Source organism: Nonomuraea sp. SYSU D8015, from assembly GCF_008065375.1.
In the GTDB taxonomy this organism is placed as follows: Bacteria; Actinomycetota; Actinomycetes; order Streptosporangiales; family Streptosporangiaceae; genus Nonomuraea.
Window position 1 is genome coordinate 1179315 of record NZ_VJYI01000002.1, and the last position, 24185, is coordinate 1203499.

Here is a 24185-nt window from a genome sequence, read left to right on the forward strand (position 1 = left end):
GCTCGCGGATCTGGAGCGGGGAACGCCATGACTGAGTCCGTACCGCAGGCTGGGCCCGCGAGGTGCATTTGTGGGGAAACGTGAACCTTTGATCCAGGGACGCCGTACCTCACCGTGAAACCGAGGTGGGGAGGCGCACGTGCGGATCGCGGCCCTGGGCGCGGGTTTGCTGCTGTCGGTGACGTTGGTGGCCGGGCCCGCGGACGCGCACGGCGCGCTCGAGAGCCCGCTCAGCCGGGCGGCCGCCTGCGGCGAGACGTCCGTGAGGTCGGCGGCCTGCCGCGCGGCCCAGAAGACGACCGGCTCCGCCCTCCCCAAGGAGTGGGACAACCTGCGGGTGTCGAACGTCGCGGGCCGGGACCGGCAGATGATCCCGGACGGCAAGTTGTGCAGTGGCGGGCTCCCCGAGTTCAGAGGGCTCGACCTGGCCCGCCGCGACTGGCCGGCCACCACCGTCAAGCCCGGGGTCCAGTTCACGTTCAAGTACCGCGGGACGATCCCGCACAAGGGCACGTTCCGCTTCTACGTCACGAAGAAGGGCTACGACCCCGCCGGGCCGCTGAAGTGGTCCGATCTGGAAGGCAAGCCGTTCCTGCAGGCCAAGGACCCGAAGCTGGTCGACGGCGCGTACCTCATCAAGGGCCGCATGCCCACCGGCCGGACGGGCCGCCACCTCATATACACGATCTGGCAGAACTCCGACACTCCGGACACGTATTACTCCTGCTCAGACGTGATCTTCAGCAGCGCCGCCGCCGCCAACCGGGCCAGGCCGGCGGCGGCGCTCCAGGTCAGCGCCACCTCCAGCAGTAGCAGCAGCGTGCCTTGGCCGGTCGGGGTCGCCGCGCTGCTGGGGGTGGGCACTGGAGCAGCGGTCATCACGGGTCTCCGCGCGGGCCGGCGGCGTCGCCGGCTGGACTCGTAGGTATTCGTTCGCACGCCCGAGCGTGGCGAGCAGTCGATGAAGTCCGCCAGACTCATCGGCCGGCGGCTTTGTCAGGCTGGATTGACAGACACATCGCTGTCAACCTAGCCTGACAGTCATGGACGATGTCGTGATCATAGGAGCGGGGCCGGTCGGCCTCATGCTGGCGTGCGAGCTCGCCCTGACCGGCGCCCGTCCGGTCGTGCTCGACAGGCGAGCCGAGCCCGGTGACCTGCCCAAGGCCAACGGCCTGGGCGGGCAGATCGTCGAGCTGCTGGACCACCGCGGGCTGCTGGAGCGCCTGAGCGCGGGCAGCCCGTTCGTCGGCGTCCCGCCGGGGTTCCCGTTCGGGTCGGTCCCGCTGCGGTTCGCCGGACTGGACGGGATCCCGCTCCGCATGCTGATGATCCAGCAGCCCCGCCTGGAGCGGCTGCTGGGCGAGCGCGCGGCCGAGCTCGGCGTACGTGTCCGGTGGGGCCACGAGCTGACCGCGCTCACCCAGGAGGAGGCAGGGGTGACGGCCGAGGGGGCGGGGTTCCGCCTGCGCTCCCGCTACGTGGTGGGCTGCGACGGCGGTCACAGCCGGGTCCGCGAGCTGGCGGGCATCGGCTTCCCCGGCACCACGGACGACGAGCTGCTGAGGCTCGGCCACTTCCGCACCGACACGGCGACGGGCGTCTTCGAAGACCCCGCGTTCGCCGGGTTGGAGCCCGGCTGGAACCGCACGCCGGGCGGCCGCCTGCTCCTCACCTCGCTCCAGCCCGGCGTCCACATCGTGGGCGTACGGGAGCAGGGCGGGCGTGAGGCGGGGCCGGTGACGCTCGCCGAGTTCCAGGAGGCCGTCCGCCGGGTGCTCGGCAGGGACCTGCCGCTGGGCGAGCCGATCTGGCTGTCGAGCACGGTGGCCCAGGCCCGGCTGGCCGAGCGCTACCGGGTGGGCCGGGTGTTCGTGGCCGGCGACGCCGCCCACCTGTTCCCGGCGGGCGGCTCCGCACTCAACGTCGGCATGACGGACGCGATCAACCTCGGCTGGAAGTTGTCCGCCGTGCTGGCCGGCCGGGCCCCCGAGGGCCTGCTCGACACGTACGAGTCCGAACGCCGCCCGGCCGCCGAACGCGCCCTCATGCAGACCCGCGCCCAGGCGGCACTCGAACGCCTGCCGGGCGAGGAGGGCGCCGCCCTGCGGACCCTGCTCACCGAGCTCTTCGCCTACGACCAGCCGCTCCGTCACCTCGCCGGGCTGCTGCACGGCTCCGACCTCCCTTACGGGAAGCCGGGCCATCCCCTGGTCGGCCGCCTGGCCCCCGACCTGCCGCTGACGACGGAGACGGGCGAACGGCGGGTGGCCGAGCTCATGCGCCCGGCCCGCCCCGTCCTGCTCGACCTGGGTGGCGGCGTCACCCTCGACCACGACTGGATCGACGTGGTCCGGGCCCGCACCGACGACCCGCCTGCCGACGCCCTGCTCATCCGCCCGGACGGCCACGTGGCCTGGGCGGGCGCGGACGGTCTGCTCGAGGCCGTCGAGGAGTGGTTCGGGCAGCGATCCGCCGGGGCCTCGCGCGGAGGGGAGCCCGCTCAGGCGGGCTGGTAATCGCGCATGTACCGGGAGACGTCGGCGGGGGCCGGTCTCCTGATTTGTCCGGATATGTACGGTGCGCCACCGCCGCCGTGACGTGTTCTTCCGTACGCTGCTCCTGAGCCTGATGCGTGATAGCGTGAAACTGTTGCAGTTGTGGTTCCCATGAATGTTGTGTGCGCCTGGCACCCTGTGACTTCAGGTGCATTTCTTATTTCGCCGGTCATTTCCGGATGGGGCATTACGGCGACATTGGGGGACCCGCGAGGTGCGGGTTCCTGCACAGCGCCGATCTAAGGAGATCGACATGGCAACCGGCACCGTGAAGTGGTTCAACGCCGAAAAGGGATTCGGATTCATCGCGCAGGACGGCGGCGGCGCCGACGTCTTCGCCCACTATTCCAACATCGCCGCCCAGGGCTACCGCGAGCTGCGGGAGGGCCAGCACGTGACCTTCGACATCGTCCAGGGCCAGAAGGGCCCGCAGGCGGAGAACATCATTCCCACCTGACGACGCCATGCCCCGATCGGGCCCGGTCCGCTCGGCGGTCCGGGCCCGATCGCGCGTCAGGCGGGGGCGAGGACCGAGAACCACACGACCTTGCCGCCGTTCGCCGCGGTCACTCCCCAGTCGTCGGCGATGGCCGCGACGATCTGGAGGCCCCGGCCCGAGAGCGCCTCGACGTCCGGCGAGCACGGGCGGGGCTCGCCGTCGCCCGGATCGAAGACCTCGCCGTACAGCCGGTCCTCGCGGTCTTCCAGGCGCAGCGCGTACGCAGATCCCCCGTACCGGACGGCGTTGGTTACCAGCTCGCTGATGATGAGCAGGCAGTCGTCGATCACGTCTTCCCGGCCCCAGCCGGTCAACTCGGCCCGGACCAGGGAGCGCGCCTTGCCGACACCGGACGGCACCGAGGGCAGAAGGTACTCCACCGAGCGAACCGGCGTGGCCGGGAGGGGGCCGGGGTGGAGGTGCATATGCATCACATCTCTCGGGTTGGGAGCGCTCCCAATGGCACGATAATGTCCAGGCTCACTCTTGTGAATCCGGTTCGGTCGAGATTGTTGCGATTCCGTGTCTTGGCAGGCGTCCAGAGATCCCGCCGATTCCTCAGGGAATGTGGGCCACGGCGCCGTAATTGCCCGATGAAGTCGGCGCGTCGGCACAGGCCAGGCCACGCTCGTCGGGACGCCACTGCGGGACCCACACCAGCCCGGGCGGCATCAGGTCGAGCCCCTCCAGCAGGGCCGCGACCTCTTCCCGGGAGCGGATCGCCAGGCCCGGCAGCGTCATGGCGAGCGTGGCGCGGATGGCGGGCAGCAGCTCCGCCGGGATGCCGTCGAACGTGGTGTGCAACAGGCCGAGGAAGCTGCCCGCAGGCGCGGTGTGCCGGAGGCGTTTGACGACGTAGTGGGCGTACTCGTCGTCGCCGAGGCTGTGCGTCGAGAGCAGCAGCACGGCCAGGGGCCTGTCCCAGTCCAGGAACGTCTGGACCACGTGCTCACGGAGCATCTCGTCGATCTCCCGCACGTCCCCGTCCACCACGCGGACCAGGTCGGTGAAGGGCTCGATGGTGGCCTGCGCCATGGTCACCACCATCGGGTCGTTCTCGACGTAGACGACGCGGAGGTCCGGGTTGGCCGAGGCACGGCGGGCGATGTCGTGCAACCGGTGTCCCGCCGAGAAGCCGCTGGGGACTCCGCTCCCCACGATCATGAACTGGTCGACGCCTTCGACGGCGGCCAGGTGGCGTACGACCCGGGTCAGGAACTGGAGCACGGCGCGGGCCGCGTTGGTGAAGGCAGGGGTCACCTGATCGAAATGACGTACCGTGTCCTTGTCCGCCAGGAAGTTGTTCTTCCCGCCCGCGGCCGCGTCGAATATCCGCGTGATTCTGGCTTGCGTCGTATCGAGCTTGGCCAGGTTTCGGACAGCACGGTCATGCATGAGCGTTGTCCCCTTTCCCCTCGCCGCCACCCTCTTGCGGTAAGCGATCTATGGACCTCACTCAATGACTCTGACCATATGTTCCAACAATTCCAGTCAATGACAATACGATAGACCGGTTATTTCGGGAAATGTTTGTTACCAGAATCTTCGCGACAGGTGTCCGTGGCTGAGATCGTGCTTCGGGTCGCACGGCATCTCCCCAGGTCATCCGCTCCATGGCGGCGGGCGCTCGGGTGTCCGGCCGTCGTGCCGGCGGGCAGCGGCCCGTCCGAGCGCCCGGGGCGTGCGGCGGGAAGAGGCGGGGACGGCTGTCCGCCGATCCGGACCATCTTCATGATCGTCAGACGGCGAAGACCTGGGAGTCGTCGGCGAAGGCCTTGAACTCCAGTGCGTTGCCCGCCGGGTCGAGCAGGAACATCGTCCACTGCTCACCGCTCTGCCCCTCGAAACGTACATAAGGCTCGATGACGAACTCGACGCCGGCCGCACGCAGCCGATCGGCCAGCTTGTGGAACTCCGGAATCGTCAGGATCAGGCCGAAGTGCGGCACCGGCACGTCGTGGCCGTCCACCGGGTTGTGGATCCGCTGCGGACGGGCGGGCGCCAGATGCGTGACGAACTGGTGGCCGTGCAGGTTCCAGTCCACCCAGGTGTCGGCGCTGCGGCCGGGCTCCAGCCCCAGCACCTCGCCGTAGAAGCGGCGTGCGGCCGCCAGGTCGTCAACCGGCATGGCCAGGTGGAAGCGGGGGATGGGCGAGTCGAGAACGGTCATGGGCGTGGTCGCCTCCCTGAACGCGGTCCGGCGGCGTGCCGGATGATCTATGTCGTAATGTTAACATTAAGACATGGAGGCCATGAGGGAGCGGCAGGGCAGGGTGGCGCCTGCCCGTCGCAGGGGGCTCGCCGAGGAGGTGGCGGACCGCATCAGGGACGCCGTCTTCAGCGGCGCGTACGCCCCCGGGGCGCAGTTGCGCGAGGTGGAGCTGGCCGAGGCGCTCGACGTCAGCCGCGGCCCGGTGCGGGAGGCCCTGCTGCGGCTGGAGCGCGAGGGCCTGGTCCGCAGCGCGTGGCACCGCGGCGCCACGGTGACCACGCTGACCGCCCAAGACGTCGCCGAGCTCCACAGCCTGCGGGGCGCCCTGGAGCACCTCGCCGTCCAGCAGGCGGTCACGTACGCCTCGGACGAGGAGATCGCGGCCATCGAGCAGACGGTCAACCGCATGGAGCAGGCCGCGGACGAGCACGAGATGGTGCGCTGCGACATCGCCTTCCACGACGCCGTCTACGCCGCCGCCCGGCACCGGCGCCTCGAGGAGGCGTGGCAGGCGCTCCGCTCCCAGGTGTACCTGTTCCTGCTCACCCGGATCCGCGTCAGCGCCGACGGCTACCTCAAGCACCTGCCGGGCGAGCACCGCGAGCTCGTCGCCGCCCTCCGCGCCCGCGACGCCGAGGCCGCGCTCGAACTCTTCGCCACCCACCGCCGCCACGCCTTCGACGTGCTCGCCGACGCCACCATCTCACCCGAGCGGCCAGCTCCCGGCGACGACCGCTGAGCCGGGCCTCGTGCGCGTTCCCCCTGCGAACGAGGCCCGGCGCCGCGCCGCTGAAGATCAGCCGGGGTCCGGTGGGTCAGAGGCGTCCTGCCCATCGCCCGGCATGAGGACGAAGTGGAAATCCGTGCTCGTCCTGCGGTCGAGCGGGACCTCGCACTTGATTCGGCGCGCGGTCTCGCTCCTGCTGATGCCGAGCCCTTGGGCGATCAGCCGGCCTGGCCGGACCGGTACGGGATCGAGGAAGACGACCTCCACCCGGACCGGCCACGCGGCGTCCACGATCCGGCCTTCCGGCGTGTCCAGCCGCCAGGCGCCGTCCCAGTCGAGTGTCAGGCGATTGCGCCGGGCGAAGAGCGGATCCAGCAGCGTCTGCGCGACGAGCGCAGGATCGTTGGCCTCGAACGCACGGAGCCCGGCCGTGCCCAGGGACCGGACGGCGATGCGCTCGTGGACCGCCAGCTTGGTGGTCCGGTCGCAGGCGACGCAGTTGACCAGGAGCCATACGTCGAGGAGCTTGCCGTTGGCGTTGACGCGGAACCTGCCGTCCTTCGTGGTGGCCTTCGCCGTCCTGCAATCAGGGCAGCGAAGGGTCAGCAGCGGCAGGCGGGTGCGTCGTACGACCCAGGGCAGCACGACATGATCGATATGAGGTTGTGAAGACATGAACTCTCAAAGACCTGACAAAAGCCGCAGTGCACGCGGCTTGGAACGCTGAAGAGCCGGGCCCATGCAGCCCGGTGGGCCGACGTCGTCGGCGACCGATGCGCTTGAGAAATGTCAGGCGATGAGAGCAGGAGGGATCACGCAGTCGTCCTCGAGATGTCGTGGTGATGCTGCCGCTCGGCAGACTAGGGATGCGCCTGCAGAGCCCGCAATCCATTTTCCCGCTAGGTGATCTTGAGGGTGCAGCGCATGCCGGCATACACGCACGGGTGCCGTCGGTCAGCGTGCAGAAGACCACGGGAAACCAGTCCTGACTGAAGAGACCACGCGGAGCGGCGAACACCGTCGGCGACACCGCCATCAGGTCCCCCTCCAACGGCGGCGCGTAGCCTGGCGACGCTCGCCCGGCGGTGAGGCGTCAGGAGGCCGTCATCTGACGAGGCGGCCGCGGTGGACGATGCGCGCCGGATGGCCGAGGACTCCCGGGTCGGCACGGGGATCATGGCCATAGGCCACGACCTCCGCGGGCGCTCCCGGCTCCAGACAGGGAAAGCCCAGGAAGCATCGTGCCGTCCAGGACGCCGCACCGATCGCCGCCGCGACGGGCATCGGCGCCGCCGCGAGGTGGTGCACCTCGCCGCTCACCCTCCCATGGGGCAGCACGGCCGTCCCGTAACTGTCGGTTCCGGCGAGCACCGTTACGCCCGCCTCGTACGCGGCCGACACCAGCGGCCCCAACCGGGCGTGGGCGGCGCGGAACCAGTCGCGGAAGCGGGTGGAACGGGAGGCACGGGCGACCTGTTCGAAAGTACGCCAGACGGTGAACGTGGGGACCAGCGCCGTCCGCTGGGCCGCCATCCGGTCCAGGAGGTCGAGTTCGAGGCCGAGGCCGTGTTCCACACTGTCGACCCCGGCCTCGACCGCCGCTCTGGCTCCCTCGGCCGTCTGCGTGTGCACGGCCACCCGCCCTCCCGCGGCGTGCACCCGCCGGGTGGCCTCGGCCAGCCGGTCAGCGGGCAGGTGGGGACCGTCCAGGCCGCCTTCGTCGACCACCCAGTCGGCGTAGATCTTGCACCAGCCGCCGGAGGCGAGCGCCTCCTGGACGGCCGCGCCGGCCAGCTCCGCCTCGCCGACGTGCCGTGCCCAGCCCTCGTAGAACATGCCGGGCAGCCCCAGCCATCGACCGGCGGACACCACGTCCGGCTGGTCCGGCTCCGTCCCGTACCAGCTCGGCAGGCGGTCCGCCGAGCCGGGCACCCGCAGCAGCGTCACGCCCGCCGCCAGGTGCTCCCTGCCGTGCCGCCGGAGCAGGTCCGCGTCCAGCGGATCGCCAGGCTGCTCCGCGCCCGGATGGGTGTGGGCGTCCACGAGGCCGGGCAGCAGCCAGCCGCCGTCCACGACGGTCGTGGCGCCCGGCACCGGCTCATCCGTCAGCAGGCCGTCCCTGACCCAGAACTCTACGGCCTCCTCCGACGGCAGGGCGATGCCGCGCAGGTGCATGGGCTCGGTCACAAGGGACGGCTTCCCCGCCGGACACCTGTGTACGCTCATGCGTGGATGATCCCGAAGAGGGCGTTCGAGCGCTCGACCCCGACCGTGGCCGGGGTCGTCGCCTTGATGTGTCCTCTGGGATCCGTACATCCCCGTGTGATCGTCAGTTCTGGCAGCGCCCGAAGTCGACCACGTAGGTGCCGCCGGCGCCGGCGCCGGCGCCGGCCGGGTTCGCCGAGCCCGCCGCGACCCCGATGCCGACGTCGGTCATCGTCGGGCTCAGGACGATCTGGCGGTGGCCGTACGTGCTGACGTTCACCCACCAGTGGACGGCGGCCCGCGGGGTGCCGTAGCCGGGACCCCATCCGGTGTACGTGGTCTCGGCGTAAGCCCACGAGGTGGGGTTCGGGCAGTAGCCCGCGGCCGTGATGCGGCTGCCCGGAGTCGAGCCGGTATACGGATTGACGTGCGAATTCGCCCCCGGGCTCCACCATTTCAAGCTCGCGGCGGCACCGGCGTGCGAGGCCGCCGCGGCATCCAGCGAGCCGTTGCGCGCGAGTGGGGCCAGCCCGGCCTTGGCGCGCTCGGCGTCGATGAGACAGTGCACCGCCTGGCTCACCATGGCGATGTTGCCGCTCTGAGGAGCCGTGTCGTAGTACGCCGCCGCGACGTCGCATCCGGGCGCGGCATGAGCCGACGCGTTCGCCGTGCCGCTCAGGGCCGGGACGGCCAAGGCGACGACTCCTGCGATGGCGGCGGCTTCGAGAAACCGGATCTGGCGATTCACCCTGATCTCCTTGTGTGTCGATGCCCTTCTCGTCGTGCGCTTCAGTGATACGGCGGCCCCAGGCCGCGGGCATGAGTAAGCCCTACTCAGTCGACCCAGCGTTGCCGATACCATGGTCACTTGGCGCCGCACCCGAACCCGCAGGAGAAGCCGGCGTTGACTGACAAGCCGATGGGGCCGCGGAAGCGGCCGTCGCTGATCGACGTGGCCCGCGTCGCGGGCGTCGCCCCGATCACCGTCTCCCGCGTGGCCAACGCCCAGGACACGGTACGGGAGTCCACCCGCAAGAAGGTGCTCGATGCCATGGCGCAGGTGGGCTACCAGCCCAACACCGCGGCACGCGCCCTGGCCACCGGCCGATTCGGCACGATCGGCGTCATCACGTTCACGATGGCGACGTACGGTAACGCCCGCACCGTCGCGGCGACGCTCGCGGCGGCCGAACGCCAGGGCTATGCGGTGACGTTGCTGACCGCCCCTTCGACCAGCCAGGACGAGGTGCACAGCGCCGTGGCCAGGCTGAAGATGCAGGCCGTGGACGGCGTCATCGTCATCGTGGAGGCCCGGCTGCTCGGCGGCGAGCAGTTGTCCCTGCCGCCCGGCATCCCGATCGTGGTGGCCGACTCAGGAGGCGCGTCGGAGTTCTGCGTGGTCGACAGCGATCAGGCGGGCGGCGCGCGGCTGGCCACCGAGCACCTGCTGTCGCTGGGGCATCGCAACGTCTGGCACATCTCCGGCCCGGCGCGGTCGTTCGCGGCCGCCGCCCGGGCGAAGGCGTGGAGGGAGAGCCTGCGGGCCGCGGGCATCCGCCCGCCGCGCGTGCTCGGCGGCGACTGGACCACCAGGTCCGGCTACCGGCACGGCAAGACCCTGGCAGCGGACCCGTCGGTCACGGCGATCTTCGCCGCCAACGACCAGATGGCGCTCGGGGCCATGCGGGCCCTCCACGAGGCCGGGCGGTCCATCCCGGGCGAGGTCAGCGTGGTCGGCTTCGACGACATGGAGGACTCCGACTCGTTCTGGCCACCGCTGACCACCGTCCGCCAGAACTTCGACGAGATCGGGCGGCTCTGCGTGGACAGCCTGCTGGAGGAGATCCGCCACCACACCGGCGCGCTCCGCACCCACATCGTGCCGACCTCGCTGGTCGTACGGCAGAGCACCGCGCCTCCACCGCCCGCCTGACCCGGCGGCACGCCGGGTCAGGCCGTGCCGACGACCCCTATGAGCGCTTCCACTGCTGGTGAGTGCCGCCGTTGCAGGTCCCCACGTCGATCAGGGTGCCGTTGCCCGTTCCGGCGCCTACGGCCTGCAGGCACAGGTTGGTCGCCGGGTTGGTGATGGTCAGGTCGGCGTTGATCGCCCACTTCTGGGCGGGCGTGCCGGTGCAGTCGTTGATCTGCACGGGACTGCCGGGCGAGACGCCGTCGCCGCCGATCTCCATGCACTTGTTGCCGTAGACCATCAACGTGCCGTCGGCGGTGTGGTTCCACGACTGGTTGGCGCCGTCGTTGCAGTCCCACAGATCGAGCTGGGTGCCGTTGGCCGTGCTCCATCCGGGCACGTCGACGCAGCGGTTCGAGCCGACCCCTCTGATCACCTCGCCGGGCGGGGCGGGCGGGTCGTCGTTGACGGGCGGCTCGTCCCCGAAGCCCCAACCCCACTTGAGCTGGGCGAGACCTGTGGCGCTGTTGGGCGTCAGGCTGCCGTCGGCGTTCTGGGAGAGCAGCGAGTAGGCGTCCCCGGCACGGAGGCCGGGCCAGTAGACCAGGCCCATCCGGTTCTCGCGGGCCGTGTTGGTCACGGCGGCGAAGTAGGAGGTGTAGATGTTGCCGTTCCAGGCGCCGTAGTTGAGCCCGGTGGTCATGGGCGCACCGGCCTCGTCGATGATCGTGCGGTAGGCGTACTCGCCCAGCCGGGGCACCAGGTTGGCCCGCCACTCGGCCTCGGTGGTGTGACTGGCCCAGAAACCGTAGAAGTGCAGCGACAGCAGGGTGCCCTTGAGCTCGGGCGCGGCGCCGACCCCGGTGACGTCGTCGTTGTACCCGGTGCCGCTGACGATGAGCCGGCCGCGCGGCACGTGGCGGTACGCGGCCAGCCAGTCGACGTTGATCGTGACCCACTCGTCCAGGCTGTAGCCGAACGGCTCGTTCATCGGCTCGAAGTACACGCGGGGGTGCTTGCCGTACTTCCGGACGACGGTGTCCCACATGGCCTTCCAGGCCGCCGGGTCGTCGATCTTGCCGTCCTTGCTGGTGTTGGCCTCCCAGTAACTGAGGATGACCTTCATTCCACGGCCGAGTGCGGCGTCGATCGCGCCGGTGTAGGAGGACCACCAGGCGGTGCCGACGCTGGAGGGGTTGATCGGCATCCGTACGGTGTTGGCGTCCAGGGCGGACCGGAATCCCGAGACTATCCGCTTCGCCTTGGCGTGGGTGGTGGCGTAGTCGTCGGAGGTGGACAGGCCGGTCGGCACGACGGCGTCGGCCGCGTAGTTGTCCCGCGGGTCGGCCCAGTTCACTCCGCGGAATTCGCTCGTTCCGCGGGAATGCGCGGCGGCCGGCTGGGTGAGCGCGATGACGAGGGGGCTCACCAGCAGGACGGCCGCTGCCATCGCGCGCGGGACCAGCCCGCGTGTCAGCGCAGCCATGCGCATACGTCCTCCTTCAGGGGGGTTCACGGGGATGGAGTGAGGGACGTGATGGTTGCGCAACCATTGAAGGGATACTGAAGGGGCCGGAGTCACCGTGTCAACATCCGGTACGTGAGATGTCAAAAAGCGGCCGTGCCTTCCGAACCAGGTCCGGGAGGCACGGTCGCGTCGGTGGGTCCTGCTAGGCGGCCACGCGCCGGCGGAGCTCGTGGATCCGCGTCGTGCGGTCGTTGGCGGTGACCAGGCGGGCGCCCAGGGCGCGGGCGCCGATCACCATGGCCGCGGCGGCCAGGACGATGTCCTTGAAGATGTACTGCGCCTCAAGCGTCGGCGCGCCCGGGAACAGGTTCGTGAAGAACAGCGCGTACGGTGCGAAGAACCCGGCCAGCGCACCGGCCATCACGACCAGGCCGGTCTTCAGCAGCTTGCCGGTCACCAGCGTGAGGCCGATGAAGACCTCCATGGCGGCGATCACGAACTGTGCGGCATAGCCCGACAGCATTCCCAAAGACAGCTTCTCCAGCGTGGCCACCGACAACGCCTCGGCCGGACTGACTCCTGGGAAGAACTTGAGGGTGCCGAAGGCCACGAAGACCAGCCCGAGGCTGACGCGCAGGACGTCGATGCTGTGCCGGGCCAGCCAGGCGGCCAGCTTGGAGATCATGTTCTCGATGGCGGCGGTCATGGTGTGCTCCCCTGCTGATGTCGTTTTCGTCTGCGACAAGACTCGCGAAATCGGCAGCGGAGAACGTCCGGCTGGGGGAGTCAGTTGCCCTACATCGTCGCGTGTACGGCGGGGGCGGCGCATACCGCCCCAGGCTTAAGGGTTCCCCTAGGGGCTGCGCCTACCAGGTGACCGGGAGCTTCAACGGGCCGTAGATGTCCAATCCGCCGCGCAGCCGGTGCCCGAGGCACTGGTGGATGCCGTGGCCGATTCTCAGCTCTCTGCTGCATGCCGTGACTGACGGCCGAGCCGGATACGCGCATCTACGGCTGCCCGATGCCCGCCAAGCGTGACTGATTTATTCCTGTAAGGCGCTCTTTAAGTTGAGTGTCGGACCGTGCTATCAAGGTGCCATGGCCAGCGATCAGGATCACGAACGGGCGGCGATCGAGGGCGTGGTCACCCGTCTGTCCGCCATGTTCGCCGGCACGCACACGCCCGAACAGGTGGAGACGGCGGTGATGAAGGCCTACGGCAAGTTCGCCGACAGCCCGGTCCGCGACTTCATCCCCGTGCTGGTGGAACACGACTCCAAGGAGATCCTGCGCGGCGACGTCGCCTGACCGGCCGGGCCGCTCAGGACCACGCGCCTGACCCGGCGAGCTCTAGGGCGTCAGGAGGGTCCCGAGCTTTCGGAGCGCCTGCTCAGATGCCGAGCCCGGCTCGGCGGCGAACAGGTCCAGCCCGCAGCACGACGGCCCCTCCGGCAGCGCGACGAGCTCGCCGTGCAAAGGCATCCGCGCGTAGTCCGCGCAACAGAGCCCGCATGTGGTCGATGTGCGCCGCGAGTCCGGAGTCCCCGCGATACCGCCCGAGCAGTACGCGTAGATGCGCCACGTGCTCGCGCGCTGCCCGCTCCCAACCGGTGCGGTGCAACTCGCGCAGGTAGGGCTCGCTGAACATCAGGTGCGAGAGCGTGCGGCGGTTCTCCGGCAGCGCAGGCAAGCCAATTCGTCGTCACGCCTCAGGCCCGCGACCCGGGCCTGGCCGGGCCTCTGAACGAACGAAACGAACGCGCTCACGGTCGGCTAGCGCGGGCCGGCCCCGGCGCGGGCCAGGAGGTCGTGGAGGAGGGTGACCACCTCGTCGGGGGTGAACTCCATGGCGTTCTCGCCGACTGTGACCTCGAAGCTGCAGCGCGATGGATCCGGCGAGGACCGTACCCGACCCCAGAGCTGGATGCCGCGTTCGGCGAGGATCTCCGCGCCGGCCTGTTCGACGGCTCGCCTGGAGGCGGGCAGATGGATGTGGAAGATCGGCGTCTGGGGCGGGTCGGGGTAGGCGTGGGCTGTGCTGTCGGCGTTGACCGCCGCCGCGATGGCGATCGCATGCTCCCGGTAGGCGGGCATGCGTGAGCCCAGGTCGTCGAGATGGACCAGGGCGGCGAGGGCCAGGGGCCAGGCGTCACGGATGCCGCCGCCGAGCCGCTGCCGCCACACCCGGGCCGCGTCCAGGGTGGCGGCGTCCGCGGCCAGCACGGCGCCGCGCACTCCCTGCAAGCTCTTGTAGAGCGAGACGTACACCGTGTCGAACAGGGCCGCGATCTCGTGGAATGGCCGCCGGTAGTAGGTCTGGGCCTCCCAGAGCCGGGCGCCGTCCAGGTGCGCGGCGGCGCCGGTGGCGCGGACGAGCGCGACCTGCTCGCAGAGGTCGTCCCATTCCGGCAGCAGACCGCCGAGGTCTCGCTGCGGCAACTCCCAGACGGCTGCGGCCAGCGGCTCACCGATGGCCGCCAGATCGTCGGCCGTCATCAGCTCGTTCAGGTCGCCGGTGCGACGCATCCACAGGCCGTGCACGGCGTTGTAGCCCTGCTCCTCCCATACGTCCAGATGCGACTGCGGGTGGGCGGCGAAGGCGCGGCGCCCGCGCCGGTCGGCGTGCACGCGCAACGCGACCTGCTGCGCCATCGTCCCGCTGGGCAAGAACAACGCGCTCTCCTTGCCGAGGAGGTCGGCGAGCCGCCGCTCCAGCACGGCGACGGGTCCGTCGGAGCCGTCCGGCGGGGTGTCCTCGTCCACCAGCTCGAGCATCCGCTCCAGCATGATGCGCGGCTTACGCCGGATCGGTGCGTGGAGAAACAACGACCGCCGAACGGGCGAGGCTGTGTCCGACATATGCAACCCCTAGGTTGTTGCAAATAACAGGCAATTGCGTTGGAGTATACGGTATAGGGGTACCGGGCACCATCCCGCGGCAGGGAGGGTGCGGCCCGTCAGGGGGTCTGGCCGGGCTCGTCCACGATGCCGGTGCCGAGCACGGACATCGTCGAGGTCATCCCGTCCCGCTGCACCTTCAGCCCGAGGTAGCGGTAGTCCCTGGCATCCAGGATGTAGGAGCCCTTGCCCGCCGGTCCCAGGTCGAGCACGACGCCGATGCCGGTGCGGCCGTCCCCGTCGGTGGCGTTCTCCTCGATCGTGACGTTCGGGATCTTGGCCAGCGCCCGGTACATCGCCGCCGCCTTGTCCGGCGGGACCAGCGCGCCATGTCTCATGTACCAGCCGATCGCGCCGAACGCCTTCACGTCTCGCTCCGTACCCGCCGGGCATTCGGGCTGACAGATCGACAGCGCGGTGAGATCCCGCTCCATGGTGCGGAAGTGCTCGAGCAGGGCGTCGGGGTCGGCGGGCAGCGCCTGGAGCTCCTGGAGCGTCTTGCCCGGGTGCGTCGGCCCCTTCTCGGCGTCCGCGATCCTCAGCTCGCCGTTCTTGGCGCGAGTGGCGGTCTTGGTGCCGTCCAGCTTGTGCCAGATCTCGTTCGTGGGCAGGTCGCCTCCGGCCATGTGCTGGGACTGCTTGATGTAGAGCCACTGGTCGGGGTGGGGTTCGGTGGCCCTGGTCCGCATCGCGACCAGCGCCGCCTTCTCCAGCACCACCGCGGCGGTGCCCCGGTTCGCCACCGCCGGGCGTACGTCCTGCCGCGTCGTGCCACCCTGGACGGCCTGCCACGCGATCACCGCCGCCGTGCACGCCACCAGGGCGAGTCCCCACCGCAGCCGGGGCAGGCGGCGACGGCGCGTGGGCGGGCGTCCCGCCCGGATCTCCGCCAGACGGAGCTCCACTCCACGCAGGTCGGTCTGGTCGGGCACTTCATCACGCATCCTCTTCAGGAGGTCGAACTCGTTCACTTGCCTGCTCCTTCGTCCTCGGCCGCCGGGTCCAGCCCGGCCAGAGACCGCCTGAGCGCGAACCTGGCCCGGTTGATGCGCGAGCGCACCGTCCCGACCGGCACTCCCAGCGCCTGTGCCGCCTCTTCGTAGGTGAGGTCCGCCCACATCACCAGCAGCAACGTGTCGCGGTGCTTACGTGAGAGCCCCGCCAGCGCCCCGGCCAGCCGTCGCCGAGCGGCGCCTGCCGTCACCCGCCGCTCCACCTCGTCGGTGAACGGCTCCGTCACCGAGTCCGCCCCCGTGCGGCTCAGTGCCCGGTAGAGTGCGATCTCCCTGCGGCGGTGCTGGCCGATGAGGTTGGTGGCGATGCCGTACAGCCACGAGCGCTCGTCGCCCCTGGTCACGTCGTACGACTCCAGGTGCTGCAGCGCCTGGGCGAACGTCTCGGCCACGATGTCGTCGGCGGGTTCCAGACCGAGCCGCCGGACGACGTAGCGCTTCAGCCCTGGCCCGTGCTGCGTGAACAGCTCGGCGAACCGGTCGGCCACCTGACGGGTGCTCTCGGCGGGCTCGGCGGTGGGTGGCCAGGGCGGCGCGTCCGGCCAGCTCTCATGTCGCATCTTTGCCTCTCGCTGTTCCTGTTCGAACAGAGGTAATTGGCATGAGCCGGGGCTTCGGTTCCATCTGTGGCGAAGGGATTTTGCTACAAGTTCCGAAATTGTTCCGTGACGAGTCCGCCGCACGGCCGAAACGTGCCGTACCTACCGTCCGTAACAGCTGCATAGGCGCCATCGGTCCTTCTGATCAAAAACGCTACTTCCGCCGAAAATTGCCACACCATGGTCAGCGCCTTCATGTGACAGGAGCCCCCCAGTGTCCAACCTCTCCCGACGCGGTGCCCTACGGCTGACCGCCGGCATAGCTCTCAGCTGCACCCTCTCCCTGGCGGGCTGCGGGCGCGGCGATGACACTGCCGCGACAGGCACCGCCAAGCCCATCGACGAGTCCCCGGCCACCGGCACCGTCAACGTCTGGGCCGCCCAAGGCGATGCCGACGTGCTCGAGAAGGTCATCGAGCCCTTCAAGGCCGCCAACCCGGACCTCACCGTGAAGCTCACGCTGATCCCGAACGCCGAGTACTACACCAAGCTCCAGTCGGCGATCGCGGCAGGCAATGGACCCGATGTCGCCCAGTTCTTCCCCGAGTCGCAGGCGCAGTTCCTCGATTCGTCGATCCTGCAGCGCGTTCCGGACGGCCTCGTCGAGCCGGGCGCCTTCTTCAAGAGCCTCTGGGACGCGGGCGTGGTCAAGGGCGTCGCCTACACGGTGCCCTGGTACGCCTACACCTACGCCCTCGTCTACCGCTCCGACCTGGCGAAGAAGGCGGGTGTCAAGGCGCCGGCCACCTGGGACGAGATGGTGCCCTTCCTCAAGGCGCTCCAGGGCGCCGGCGCCGGGCGCGGCCTCGGGGCCGACATCGGCTGGGACATCTTCAACGGCCAGGACGTCGCGATGTACGCCTGGCAGGCGGGCGGCTCGCTGCTCTCCTCCGACCGCAAGTGGACGCTCGACACGCCGGCGATGGTCCAGGCGCTGAAGTTCAACGCGTCGTTCTTCACCTCGGGCGTCGCCGACACCAGCGGGCCCACGTTCCTCGACGCGCAGCCGTACTTCGTCGCCGGCAAGACCGCCTCCATGATCACGGGCCCGTGGGTCATCGGTCAGCTCGACACCGCCGCGAAGAAGACCGGCTGGACGGCGTCCCACGTCGCGACCGCGCCGCTGCCGTCCGGGCCGTCCGGCAGCGTCTCCTTCTCCGCGGGCGGCAGTTGGGGCGTGCTCGCCACCAGCGGCAACGCGGCCGCGTCGTGGAAGCTCATCCGGTACATCTCGCAGCCGAGCACCCAGGTCGCGCAGTACAAGGCGTACAGCTCGCTGCCGGCCGTCGTGTCCGCCTGGGACGACCCGGCCATCAAGGGCCAGCCACTCCTCGACGCCTTCTTGACGCAGCTGAAGAACACCCAGGCGTTCCCGCAGGTGAGCACCTGGCAGCAGGTCGCGACCCGGCTGGGGAAGGAGATGGAAACGGTGGCCAAGGGCAAGCAGACCGCCGAGAAGGCCGCCGCGAGCGTGCAGGCGTACGCCGAGAGCCTCGGCACGGGAACGGGGTGATCACCGGATGACCCCCACCGTCGTCCCGGGAGCGGCGCGTACGGCGCGTCGATTCCGGGGCTCCCGCCGAACGGCCGTCTCCTGGCTGTTCCTCGCGCCGTTCACCCTCGTGTTCCTGCTCTACACGGCGATCCCCACCGTCGCCGCGCTCGGGTTCAGCCTCACCGATCTGCGGGGCACGGACCTGCGCAATCCGTTCGCCGTCGAGTTCACCGGCCTGGAGAACTATCTCCGCCTGTTCCAGGACGAGAGCTTCCTGAGGGACATCCTCAACACCGCCCTGTTCGTGGCGGTCGGTGTGCCGCTGACCATGGGGATCGGATTCGCCCTGGCCGTGGCGCTGAACTCCGGCATCCGGCGCCTGCGCCGCACGTTCCGCATCGTCTTCTTCGCACCGGTCGTCACGAACATCGTGGCGGTCGCGCTGATCTGGCAGTACGCCTTCAACGCCGACGGCACCGTCAACAAGGTGCTCGGCGCCCTCGGCTTCGCCGGACCGAACTGGCTGGACGACCCGAACCTGGCCATGCCCGTGGTCATCCTGCTCGGCGTGTGGCGCAACTTCGGCACCGCGATGGTGCTGTTCCTCGCCGGTCTGCAGGCGGTTCCGCAGGACGTGTACGAGGCCGCCTCCCTCGACGGGGCCGGCCGGTGGCGGCAGCTGAGGCACATCACCCTGCCGCTGCTGCTGCCCACCACGCTCATGGTGTCGGTGCTGCTGACGGTCTTCTACCTCCAGGTGTTCGACGAGCCGTACCTGCTGACGAACGGCGGCCCGCTGGGCTCCACGGAATCGGTGGCGCTGTACACCTACCACCAGTTCGGGTCCGGCGAGTTCGGGATGTCCTCGGCCGCGTCCTTCGTGATGCTCGTGCTCGTGATGCTGGTGAGCATCGTCCAGTTCCGGCTGCTGAGGCCCCGCGCATGACCACCGTCGCCTCGGTGCGGGAGACCGAAATGATCGACGACCGGGTCGCCGTCCGCCGCCGGTCCGTCACCCCGCCCCTGCTGTACGGCGCGCTGGTGCTGTGCGCGCTGCTCACCCTGCTTCCGTTCGTCTGGGTGATCAGCGGCTCGCTGCGCAGCCTCGACGAGATCCGCTCCGACCCCGGCGCCTGGCTTCCGCACGACGTCACCCTCGGCAATTTCACCCGGCTGTTCGCCACCGAGGGCTTCGGCGGGTTCATGGCCAACAGCATCGTGGTCGCGATCATCGTGGTGGCCGGCAACGTCGTGGCCGCGTCAGCCGCCGGCTACGCGCTCGCCAAGCTCGACTTCACGGGCAAGCGGCTCGCGTTCGGCGCCGTCATGGCGGCGCTGATGGTGCCGTTCACGGCGGTGTTCGTCACGCAGTTCGTGATCACGGTCGACCTGGGTATGGCGGACACCCTCGCCGGCATCGCACTGCCCAGCGTGGCGATGCCGCTGTCGGTCTTCATCATGCGGCAGTACGCGATGTCGATCCCGGACGAACTGCTCGAAGCGGCCCGCATCGACGGAGCCGGCGAGTTCCGGATCTTCTTCCGGATCTTCCTGCCGTTGGGCGGCCCCGCTGTCGCGACGATCACGATCATGTCGTTCCTCAGCTCGTGGAACAACTTCATCTGGCCGCTCATCGTCGCTCAAAGCATGTCCAGTTACACGCTCCCGGTGGGTCTCGCCGCCACCAGCCAGGCCGCGTCCCACGTCACCGACTACGGACTGCAGCTCGCGGGCGCGATCGTCGTGATGCTGCCCGTGCTGGTGCTCTTCCTGTTCCTGCAGCGCTACTTCGTTCAGGGCATCGCCGGAACGGGAATGCGGTGACCGGTGTTGGATGATCGGATGGACTCACTCGACGCCCCCGGCGAGCCGGTCACCGTTCATGCTCCCGCAGGCACGATCATCGGCCGTCGCAGCGGCCGGGTCCGGCGCTTCCTCGGCATCCCCTACGCCGAAGCACCCACCGGCGCCCGGCGGTTCGCCCCGCCGGTCCGGCGTGGCCGGCTCCCGGAGCCGTTCGACGCGTCGCGGCACGGTGCCACCGCGCAGCGCGTGCCGCTGTACGCCACGACGACCATTCCGGAGCCGTCGATACCGGGCGACGACGTGCTGAACCTCGGCATCGTCACCCCCGCCCCGGATGACGACAGCGACGACGACCGCATGCCCTTCCCCGTCCTGGTGTGGATCCACGGCGGCGGCTTCCTGGCCGGGAGCCCGGCCAGCCCGTGGTACGACGGCCGCGCCTTCGCCCGCGACGGCGTCGTCTGCGTCACCGTCGGATACCGGCTGGGCGTCGACGGATTCGCCCCGCTGGACGGCGTCCTCCCGAACCTGGGGCTGCGCGACCTGCTGCTCGCCCTGGACTGGGTACAGGAGAACATCGCCGCTTTCGGCGGCGATCCTGACCGGGTCACCGTCGCCGGCCAGTCGGCCGGGGGAGCGGCGGTGCTCGCGCTGCTCTCCTCCCCTGCGGGCAGCGGCCGCTTCCACCGCGCGGTCAGCCTGTCCGGCGCCATCTTCGACGTGGGCACGGACGCCGCACGCGACCTCCTCGAACGGCTCGGGCACAGGCTCGGCGTGCCGCCCACGCGCACCGGATTGGGCAGCCGCACCGTGGAGCAGATCCAGCAGGCCGTCCTCGACCTGCGGAGCGAGCGGAGCGACGACGGGCTCGTGCTCGTGCCGTGCGCCGGCGACGACATCCTGCCGGTGCCCATCGCCGACGGACTGACCGTCCATGGGCACGGCGTCCCCGTGCTGCTCGGCGCGACGGGTGACGAATTCGACGGCGGCGCCGAGCCGGAGGCCAGGGCCGCCGCCCGCCTGGCGGGCACCCGCGTGACGGACACCCTGTTCCGCTCCGCCTGCGCGCGTACGGCCGCCGCCCGCCGCCAAGCCGCTGCGGGCACCTGGCTGTACTCCTTCGAATGGCCCTCTCCCGTGCTCGGCGGCGCCACGCACTGCGTCGACCTCCCGTTCTTCTTCGACGTGCTCGACGCACCCGGCGTCACCCAGGCACTCGGACCGAACCCGCCCGCCGAACTGGCCACGCTGATGCATGCCGATCTGGCCGGATTCGTACGCGGGCAGGAGCCGGCCTGGGCAGGGGCGACCGGCGCGCTCGGCGATCCGGCACGCGAATACGGCCGGCCTGGAGCGGCGCTCGCGGCCGACACCACGGGCGTGTTCGACCCCGTCGTACGGGCGGCGTCCCAGGCGGCGGAGGGGTGCTGATGTCCGGGATGAACCAGAGCGCCGTCCGACGCGTCAACACCTCGGTCACCCTCCGGGCACTGGCCGTGTCGGCCTGGCCGATGACGCTGGCCGCCCTCGCGGAGCAGACCGGCCTGTCCCGCCGCACCATCGAGCTCATCCTCGACTCGCTCGTTGAGGCCGGCTGGGTGACCGAGCTGGACCGCGTGCCGACCAGCGGTTACGCCGGGCGCCCCGCCCGCCGCTACGAACTACGGGCCGAACACGCGCTGCTGGCGGCCGTCTGCATCACCACCTCCGACGTGTCCGCGGTCATCGCCGACGTACGCGGCCGCATCGTCGGCCGGGCGCACCGGCTGCTGCGCGCCTACCAGGATCCGCAGGTCACGCTCGACGACGCGGCGGCACTGGTGCTGGAGGCGCTCGACGACGCGGGCGGGTCGGCGGACCGGCTGCGCGCCGGCGCGGTCGCCAGCGGTGGCGCGATCGACGACCACGGGGTCATCCGGCGCCTGGTGCACACGACGCGTTGGGAAGGCGTGCACCTGCCCGAACAACTCAGGCGACGGATCCGGATGCCCTGGTTCGCGGACAACGACACCAACCTCGGCGCGCTCGCGGAGCGCTGGCGGGGCGTGGCCGGAGACCATGACAACGTCGTATGGGCGATCCTCGGGAACCGGACGGGCCTCGGCATCCTCATCCGCGGAGCCGTGCACCGCGGTCTGGACGGCTCCGCGGGTGAGATCGTCGAAGCGCGGTCGATGCCGACCGGCTCGATCGAGAACCGCCCGGTGGCCTGGCTGACCTCTCCGGAACCGGCCGAACGGCGGGTCGCGCTCGGCCGCTTCGCCGCGGCTCGGGCCGGCGACACGACCGCGCTCGCGGAGGTCGACGAATTCGTGGAGAACATCGCGTCGATCCTCATCACCTTGTCTTGGACCATCGCACCGTCGCTCATCGTGCTCGGCGGCGGCCTGGAAGACGCGGCCGATGTGCTGCTGCCCCGGGTGCGCGCGGCGTTGCGCGACGCTCGTGCCCCCGCCGTCGAGTTGCGCGCCACCAGCCTCGGCCGCGACGCCGCGCTCATCGGCGCCGTCAAGCTGGCCCTCGACCGCATGGACACCGAACTGTTCGGCCCAATCACCCCAAGGGCATGATCGGGCACCCTCGCTCGCCCGTCAGCCCCCGTGACACCAGACATGGAGTCTCACTGTGACCGACACCTCCCGCACCGATGTCCTCATCGTGGGCAGCGGCATCATGGGATCTGTCGTGGCCCGACTGCTACGAGAGGCCGATCCGGCGCTGGACATCACCATGGTCGACGGCGGCGACGCGATCGGCGAGGCCCCCGGCCTGCACTTGCACGACCTCGACGACCCGGTCCTCTGGTCGCGCTACAACGAACAGGTCGCCACCGGCATCCAGGGCATGTACACAGGCGCCGAAGTGGTGCGGGAGGTCGCCGGCAGCCTCACTGAGCTGACGCCCGGCATGTTCCACGCGCTCGCCTTCGGGCAGGACGCCGAGGCGATGCCGGCGACCGCGCTCGCGTGGAACGCGGGCGGCATGGGCGTGCACTGGACCGCCGCGACGCCGTGGCCCGCCGGAGACGAGGTGTTCGACTTCGGCGACCCGGACCGATGGGAGGCGGATCTGGACACCGCCCACCGGTTGCTCGCGGTCACGCCGTCCGCGATCGGCCCGACCGAGGTCGGCCGGATCGTGCTCGACGTCCTGCGCCGGCGCTTCGACGGCGTCGGACCGGGCGACCGGCGTCCGCAGCCGATGCCCATGGCCGTCACCGCGACGGCATCCGGCCCCATGCCGCGCACCGCCCCGGGAACGATCTTCCCCGCGATCGCGGCAGGCGGGGACCCGGCATTCACCCTGACGACCGGCACGCTCGCCACGACGCTCCTCGTCTCCGACGGCCGGGTCTCCGGGGCCCGGCTGCGCCGCATCGCCGACGGAGCGGAGTGGGAGCTCCTGGCAGACGCCGTGGTGGTGTGCGCCGACGCGCTACGCACCCCGCAGCTGCTGTTCGCCTCGGGCATCCGGCCCGCCGCACTGGGCCGCTACCTCAACGAGCACGCGTTCGTCACCGCCCGGGTGCTCCTCGACCTCGACCGGTTCGGCATCGGCCGCGACGCCCTGCCCCTGCCGCGCCCCGGCGAGTTCAGCACGGACTCGCTCTGGCTGCCCCAGAACGGAGCGGCGCAGCCGTTCCACGGCCAGATCATGAACCGCACGTACGTGGACGAGGACGGCCACCCCCTCGCGCACTCCGTGGGCCTGTCGTTGTACGTCCCCGTCGAGTCACGCCCCGAGAACCGGCTCGTGTTCTCGGAAACGCAGACCGACCTCGCCGGAATGCCGCGGATCACCGTCGAGTTCGGCTACTCCGACGCCGACCGCACGCTGATCGGGCGTGCGCTCGACGAAGTCCGGTCGATCGCCGAGGAGTTCGGCTCGTTCGATCCGGCGACCGAGCGTGCGCTGCTGCCGCCCGGTTCGTCGCTGCACCAGACCGGCACCGTCCGGGCCGGCCTGGCCGACGACTGCGCCAGCGTGTGCGACCCGGACGGCCGGGTTTGGGGCTTCGACAACCTGTACCTCGCCGGCAACGGTGTGATCCCCACCGCCATGGCCGCCAATGTGACCTTGACCGGCGCGGTGACCGCCGTACGGGCCGCCCGCGCCGTCGCCGGACGACACGCTGCGCCCGCCGCACACCGAGAGGAAGCACGATTGTGATCGACATCCCCACGGAATACCGCGTGGCTCTGCCCGCGTGGATCCACGACGACCTGGCTGCCGTGCCCGCCTTCATCCCCGACCGCGTCGACCGGATGCGCCTCGTGCACCGCCTCGCCGACCGCAACTGGCGCGAGGGCAACGGGGGACCGTTCGCCGCACTCGTCGCCGAGCAGGACTCCGGCCGGATCGTCTCGGTCGGCGTGAACGTGGTGCTCGCCTCCGGGGTCTCCAGCGCGCACGCCGAGGTCGTCGCGCTCGGACTCGCCCAGACGGCGGCCGGCGGCTGGGACCTCGGCGGCGACGGGTTGCCCGCACACGAGCTGGTCGTGAACTGGCGTCCGTGCATTCAGTGTTACGGCGCGGCCATGTGGTCCGGGATACGCGGCCTCGTGGTCGCCGGTGAGGGCCCGGAACTGGAGGAGATCACCACGTTCGACGAGGGGCCGCTCGGCGCGGACTGGGCCGAGCAGTTCGAGGCACGGGGCATCCGGGTCACCCGCGACGTGCTCCGCGACGAGGCCCTCGCCGTGTTCCGCGACTACCGCAAGGCCGTCGACGACGGCGGCGTCACCGTCTACAACGCCCGCGGAGGTGCCGAATGACGCAAGAGGACGACAACG

25 protein-coding genes and 1 pseudogene are annotated in these 24185 nt (G+C 70.3%); 13 read left to right on the forward strand and 13 right to left on the reverse strand.

All coding sequences use genetic code 11. From position 1 onward, the window contains the following. Positions 1 to 139 precede the first annotated feature (139 nt). The 3 genes from ID574_RS15045 to ID574_RS15055 all read left to right on the forward strand — a co-directional run bounded on the left by ID574_RS15045 (position 140) and on the right by ID574_RS15055 (position 3015). Complete coding sequence (locus tag ID574_RS15045) at positions 140 to 925, forward strand: lytic polysaccharide monooxygenase auxiliary activity family 9 protein (RefSeq protein WP_188189398.1); 786 nt, start codon at positions 140 to 142, stop codon at positions 923 to 925. 118 nt (positions 926 to 1043) lie between these two features. Then, complete coding sequence (locus ID574_RS15050; protein ID WP_188189399.1) at positions 1044 to 2519, forward strand: FAD-dependent monooxygenase; 1476 nt, start codon at positions 1044 to 1046, stop codon at positions 2517 to 2519. 292 nt (positions 2520 to 2811) lie between these two features. Next, on the forward strand, positions 2812 to 3015 hold the full coding sequence (locus tag ID574_RS15055; protein WP_188189400.1) for a cold-shock protein: 204 nt from the start codon (positions 2812 to 2814) through the stop codon (positions 3013 to 3015). A gap of 56 nt (positions 3016 to 3071) precedes the next feature. On the opposite strand, the gene ID574_RS15060 is transcribed toward ID574_RS15055, so the two are convergent. The 3 genes from ID574_RS15060 to ID574_RS15070 all read right to left on the reverse strand — a co-directional run bounded on the left by ID574_RS15060 (position 3072) and on the right by ID574_RS15070 (position 5227). Then, positions 3072 to 3437 carry an ATP-binding protein gene (locus tag ID574_RS15060; protein ID WP_188189401.1) on the reverse strand — a complete coding sequence of 122 codons (366 nt, stop codon included), beginning with the start codon at positions 3435 to 3437 and terminating at the stop codon, positions 3072 to 3074. 178 nt (positions 3438 to 3615) lie between these two features. Continuing rightward, positions 3616 to 4452, reverse strand: a complete 837-nt coding sequence (locus ID574_RS15065; protein ID WP_188189402.1) for an SAM-dependent methyltransferase — start codon at positions 4450 to 4452, stop codon at positions 3616 to 3618. A 343-nt stretch (positions 4453 to 4795) separates the two neighbouring features. Continuing rightward, positions 4796 to 5227, reverse strand: coding sequence for a VOC family protein (locus tag ID574_RS15070; protein ID WP_188189403.1), 432 nt, complete (start codon positions 5225 to 5227; stop codon positions 4796 to 4798). Between the two features lie 73 nt (positions 5228 to 5300). Between ID574_RS15070 and ID574_RS15075 the strand changes: the two genes are divergently transcribed. After that, positions 5301 to 6008: a GntR family transcriptional regulator gene (locus ID574_RS15075; RefSeq protein WP_188189404.1), complete on the forward strand. Its 708-nt coding sequence runs from the start codon at positions 5301 to 5303 to the stop codon at positions 6006 to 6008. A gap of 57 nt (positions 6009 to 6065) precedes the next feature. Here ID574_RS15075 and ID574_RS15080 read toward each other — a convergent pair whose 3' ends face one another. The 3 genes from ID574_RS15080 to ID574_RS15090 form a co-directional block, all read right to left on the reverse strand. Then, positions 6066 to 6641 carry a DUF1062 domain-containing protein gene (locus tag ID574_RS15080; protein ID WP_223166687.1) on the reverse strand — a complete coding sequence of 192 codons (576 nt, stop codon included), beginning with the start codon at positions 6639 to 6641 and terminating at the stop codon, positions 6066 to 6068. A gap of 459 nt (positions 6642 to 7100) precedes the next feature. After that, a complete protein-coding gene (locus ID574_RS15085; protein WP_223166688.1) occupies positions 7101 to 8222 on the reverse strand; it encodes an amidohydrolase family protein in 1122 nt (373 codons plus the stop codon). A gap of 103 nt (positions 8223 to 8325) precedes the next feature. Then, positions 8326 to 8949, reverse strand: coding sequence for a CAP domain-containing protein (locus tag ID574_RS15090; RefSeq protein ID WP_223166689.1), 624 nt, complete (start codon positions 8947 to 8949; stop codon positions 8326 to 8328). 120 nt (positions 8950 to 9069) lie between these two features. On the opposite strand from ID574_RS15090, the gene ID574_RS15095 reads away from it, so the two are divergent. Beyond that, positions 9070 to 10134 (forward strand): LacI family DNA-binding transcriptional regulator, encoded by a 1065-nt coding sequence (locus ID574_RS15095; RefSeq protein ID WP_223166690.1) that lies wholly within the window; start codon positions 9070 to 9072, stop codon positions 10132 to 10134. 37 nt (positions 10135 to 10171) lie between these two features. On the opposite strand, the gene ID574_RS15100 is transcribed toward ID574_RS15095, so the two are convergent. Both ID574_RS15100 and ID574_RS15105 read right to left on the reverse strand, forming a co-directional pair. Next, positions 10172 to 11599, reverse strand: a complete 1428-nt coding sequence (locus ID574_RS15100) for a ricin-type beta-trefoil lectin domain protein (RefSeq protein ID WP_223166691.1) — start codon at positions 11597 to 11599, stop codon at positions 10172 to 10174. A 184-nt stretch (positions 11600 to 11783) separates the two neighbouring features. Continuing rightward, on the reverse strand, positions 11784 to 12287 hold the full coding sequence (locus tag ID574_RS15105; RefSeq protein ID WP_188189406.1) for a DoxX family protein: 504 nt from the start codon (positions 12285 to 12287) through the stop codon (positions 11784 to 11786). Positions 12288 to 12679: 392 nt separating this feature from the next. Between ID574_RS15105 and ID574_RS15110 the strand changes: the two genes are divergently transcribed. Next, positions 12680 to 12889 carry a three-helix bundle dimerization domain-containing protein gene (locus ID574_RS15110; protein WP_188189407.1) on the forward strand — a complete coding sequence of 70 codons (210 nt, stop codon included), beginning with the start codon at positions 12680 to 12682 and terminating at the stop codon, positions 12887 to 12889. Between the two features lie 42 nt (positions 12890 to 12931). Here the strand turns inward: ID574_RS15110 and ID574_RS61545 are convergent, their stop codons facing one another. The 5 genes and pseudogenes from ID574_RS61545 to ID574_RS15130 all read right to left on the reverse strand — a co-directional run bounded on the left by ID574_RS61545 (position 12932) and on the right by ID574_RS15130 (position 16052). Further along, entirely contained in the window at positions 12932 to 13063 is a 132-nt protein-coding gene (locus ID574_RS61545; protein WP_262495985.1) for a hypothetical protein, read from the reverse strand. Positions 13064 to 13076: 13 nt separating this feature from the next. Then, a pseudogene (locus tag ID574_RS62755) lies at positions 13077 to 13229 on the reverse strand (MmyB family transcriptional regulator); the annotation flags it as partial. A 125-nt stretch (positions 13230 to 13354) separates the two neighbouring features. Then, positions 13355 to 14368, reverse strand: a complete 1014-nt coding sequence (locus ID574_RS15120; RefSeq protein ID WP_223166692.1) for a threonine aldolase family protein — start codon at positions 14366 to 14368, stop codon at positions 13355 to 13357. A gap of 170 nt (positions 14369 to 14538) precedes the next feature. Then, positions 14539 to 15450, reverse strand: a complete 912-nt coding sequence (locus tag ID574_RS15125; protein ID WP_188189410.1) for a CU044_5270 family protein — start codon at positions 15448 to 15450, stop codon at positions 14539 to 14541. Then, complete coding sequence (locus tag ID574_RS15130; protein ID WP_188189411.1) at positions 15447 to 16052, reverse strand: RNA polymerase sigma factor; 606 nt, start codon at positions 16050 to 16052, stop codon at positions 15447 to 15449. The genes ID574_RS15125 and ID574_RS15130 overlap by 4 nt, the downstream gene beginning before the upstream one ends. 253 nt (positions 16053 to 16305) lie before the next feature. Here ID574_RS15130 and ID574_RS15135 point away from each other — a divergent pair, with 253 nt between their 5' ends. The 7 genes from ID574_RS15135 to ID574_RS15165 are packed head-to-tail and all read left to right on the forward strand — an operon-like array spanning position 16306 to position 24167. Beyond that, complete coding sequence (locus ID574_RS15135) at positions 16306 to 17604, forward strand: extracellular solute-binding protein (RefSeq protein WP_188189412.1); 1299 nt, start codon at positions 16306 to 16308, stop codon at positions 17602 to 17604. 7 nt (positions 17605 to 17611) lie between these two features. Continuing rightward, a complete protein-coding gene (locus ID574_RS15140; protein ID WP_188189413.1) occupies positions 17612 to 18532 on the forward strand; it encodes a carbohydrate ABC transporter permease in 921 nt (306 codons plus the stop codon). Next, entirely contained in the window at positions 18529 to 19410 is an 882-nt protein-coding gene (locus ID574_RS15145) for a carbohydrate ABC transporter permease (RefSeq protein WP_188189414.1), read from the forward strand. Before ID574_RS15140 ends, ID574_RS15145 begins: the two co-directional genes overlap by 4 nt. An 18-nt stretch (positions 19411 to 19428) precedes the next feature. Next, positions 19429 to 20823, forward strand: coding sequence for a carboxylesterase family protein (locus tag ID574_RS15150; protein WP_188189415.1), 1395 nt, complete (start codon positions 19429 to 19431; stop codon positions 20821 to 20823). Further along, on the forward strand, positions 20823 to 21962 hold the full coding sequence (locus ID574_RS15155; protein ID WP_223166693.1) for an ROK family transcriptional regulator: 1140 nt from the start codon (positions 20823 to 20825) through the stop codon (positions 21960 to 21962). Before ID574_RS15150 ends, ID574_RS15155 begins: the two co-directional genes overlap by 1 nt. 55 nt (positions 21963 to 22017) lie before the next feature. Then, the gene (locus ID574_RS15160; RefSeq protein WP_188189416.1) at positions 22018 to 23562 is read left to right on the forward strand and encodes a GMC oxidoreductase; all 1545 of its coding nucleotides are present in this window, start codon (positions 22018 to 22020) and stop codon (positions 23560 to 23562) included. Continuing rightward, the gene (locus tag ID574_RS15165; RefSeq protein WP_188189417.1) at positions 23559 to 24167 is read left to right on the forward strand and encodes a tRNA-specific adenosine deaminase; all 609 of its coding nucleotides are present in this window, start codon (positions 23559 to 23561) and stop codon (positions 24165 to 24167) included. The genes ID574_RS15160 and ID574_RS15165 overlap by 4 nt, the downstream gene beginning before the upstream one ends. Positions 24168 to 24185 lie beyond the last annotated feature (18 nt).

Bases quoted from the DNA above. Each gene is read 5' to 3' on its own strand.
- ID574_RS15120 (WP_223166692.1), bottom strand. From the start codon at position 14,368: ATGCTGGAGCGGATGCTCGAGCTGGTGGACGAGGACACCCCGCCGGAC.
- ID574_RS15100 (WP_223166691.1), bottom strand. From the start codon at position 11,599: ATGGCTGCGCTGACACGCGGGCTGGTCCCGCGCGCGATGGCAGCGGCC.
- ID574_RS15075 (WP_188189404.1), top strand. From the start codon at position 5,301: ATGGAGGCCATGAGGGAGCGGCAGGGCAGGGTGGCGCCTGCCCGTCGC.
- ID574_RS15055 (WP_188189400.1), top strand. From the start codon at position 2,812: ATGGCAACCGGCACCGTGAAGTGGTTCAACGCCGAAAAGGGATTCGGA.
- ID574_RS15130 (WP_188189411.1), bottom strand. From the start codon at position 16,052: ATGCGACATGAGAGCTGGCCGGACGCGCCGCCCTGGCCACCCACCGCC.
- ID574_RS15150 (WP_188189415.1), top strand. From the start codon at position 19,429: ATGGACTCACTCGACGCCCCCGGCGAGCCGGTCACCGTTCATGCTCCC.
- ID574_RS15110 (WP_188189407.1), top strand. From the start codon at position 12,680: ATGGCCAGCGATCAGGATCACGAACGGGCGGCGATCGAGGGCGTGGTC.
- ID574_RS15085 (WP_223166688.1), bottom strand. From the start codon at position 8,222: ATGAGCGTACACAGGTGTCCGGCGGGGAAGCCGTCCCTTGTGACCGAG.
- ID574_RS15145 (WP_188189414.1), top strand. From the start codon at position 18,529: ATGACCACCGTCGCCTCGGTGCGGGAGACCGAAATGATCGACGACCGG.
- ID574_RS61545 (WP_262495985.1), bottom strand. From the start codon at position 13,063: ATGCCTTTGCACGGCGAGCTCGTCGCGCTGCCGGAGGGGCCGTCGTGC.
- ID574_RS15070 (WP_188189403.1), bottom strand. From the start codon at position 5,227: ATGACCGTTCTCGACTCGCCCATCCCCCGCTTCCACCTGGCCATGCCG.
- ID574_RS15155 (WP_223166693.1), top strand. From the start codon at position 20,823: ATGTCCGGGATGAACCAGAGCGCCGTCCGACGCGTCAACACCTCGGTC.
- ID574_RS15065 (WP_188189402.1), bottom strand. From the start codon at position 4,452: ATGCATGACCGTGCTGTCCGAAACCTGGCCAAGCTCGATACGACGCAA.
- ID574_RS15050 (WP_188189399.1), top strand. From the start codon at position 1,044: ATGGACGATGTCGTGATCATAGGAGCGGGGCCGGTCGGCCTCATGCTG.
- ID574_RS15105 (WP_188189406.1), bottom strand. From the start codon at position 12,287: ATGACCGCCGCCATCGAGAACATGATCTCCAAGCTGGCCGCCTGGCTG.
- ID574_RS15140 (WP_188189413.1), top strand. From the start codon at position 17,612: ATGACCCCCACCGTCGTCCCGGGAGCGGCGCGTACGGCGCGTCGATTC.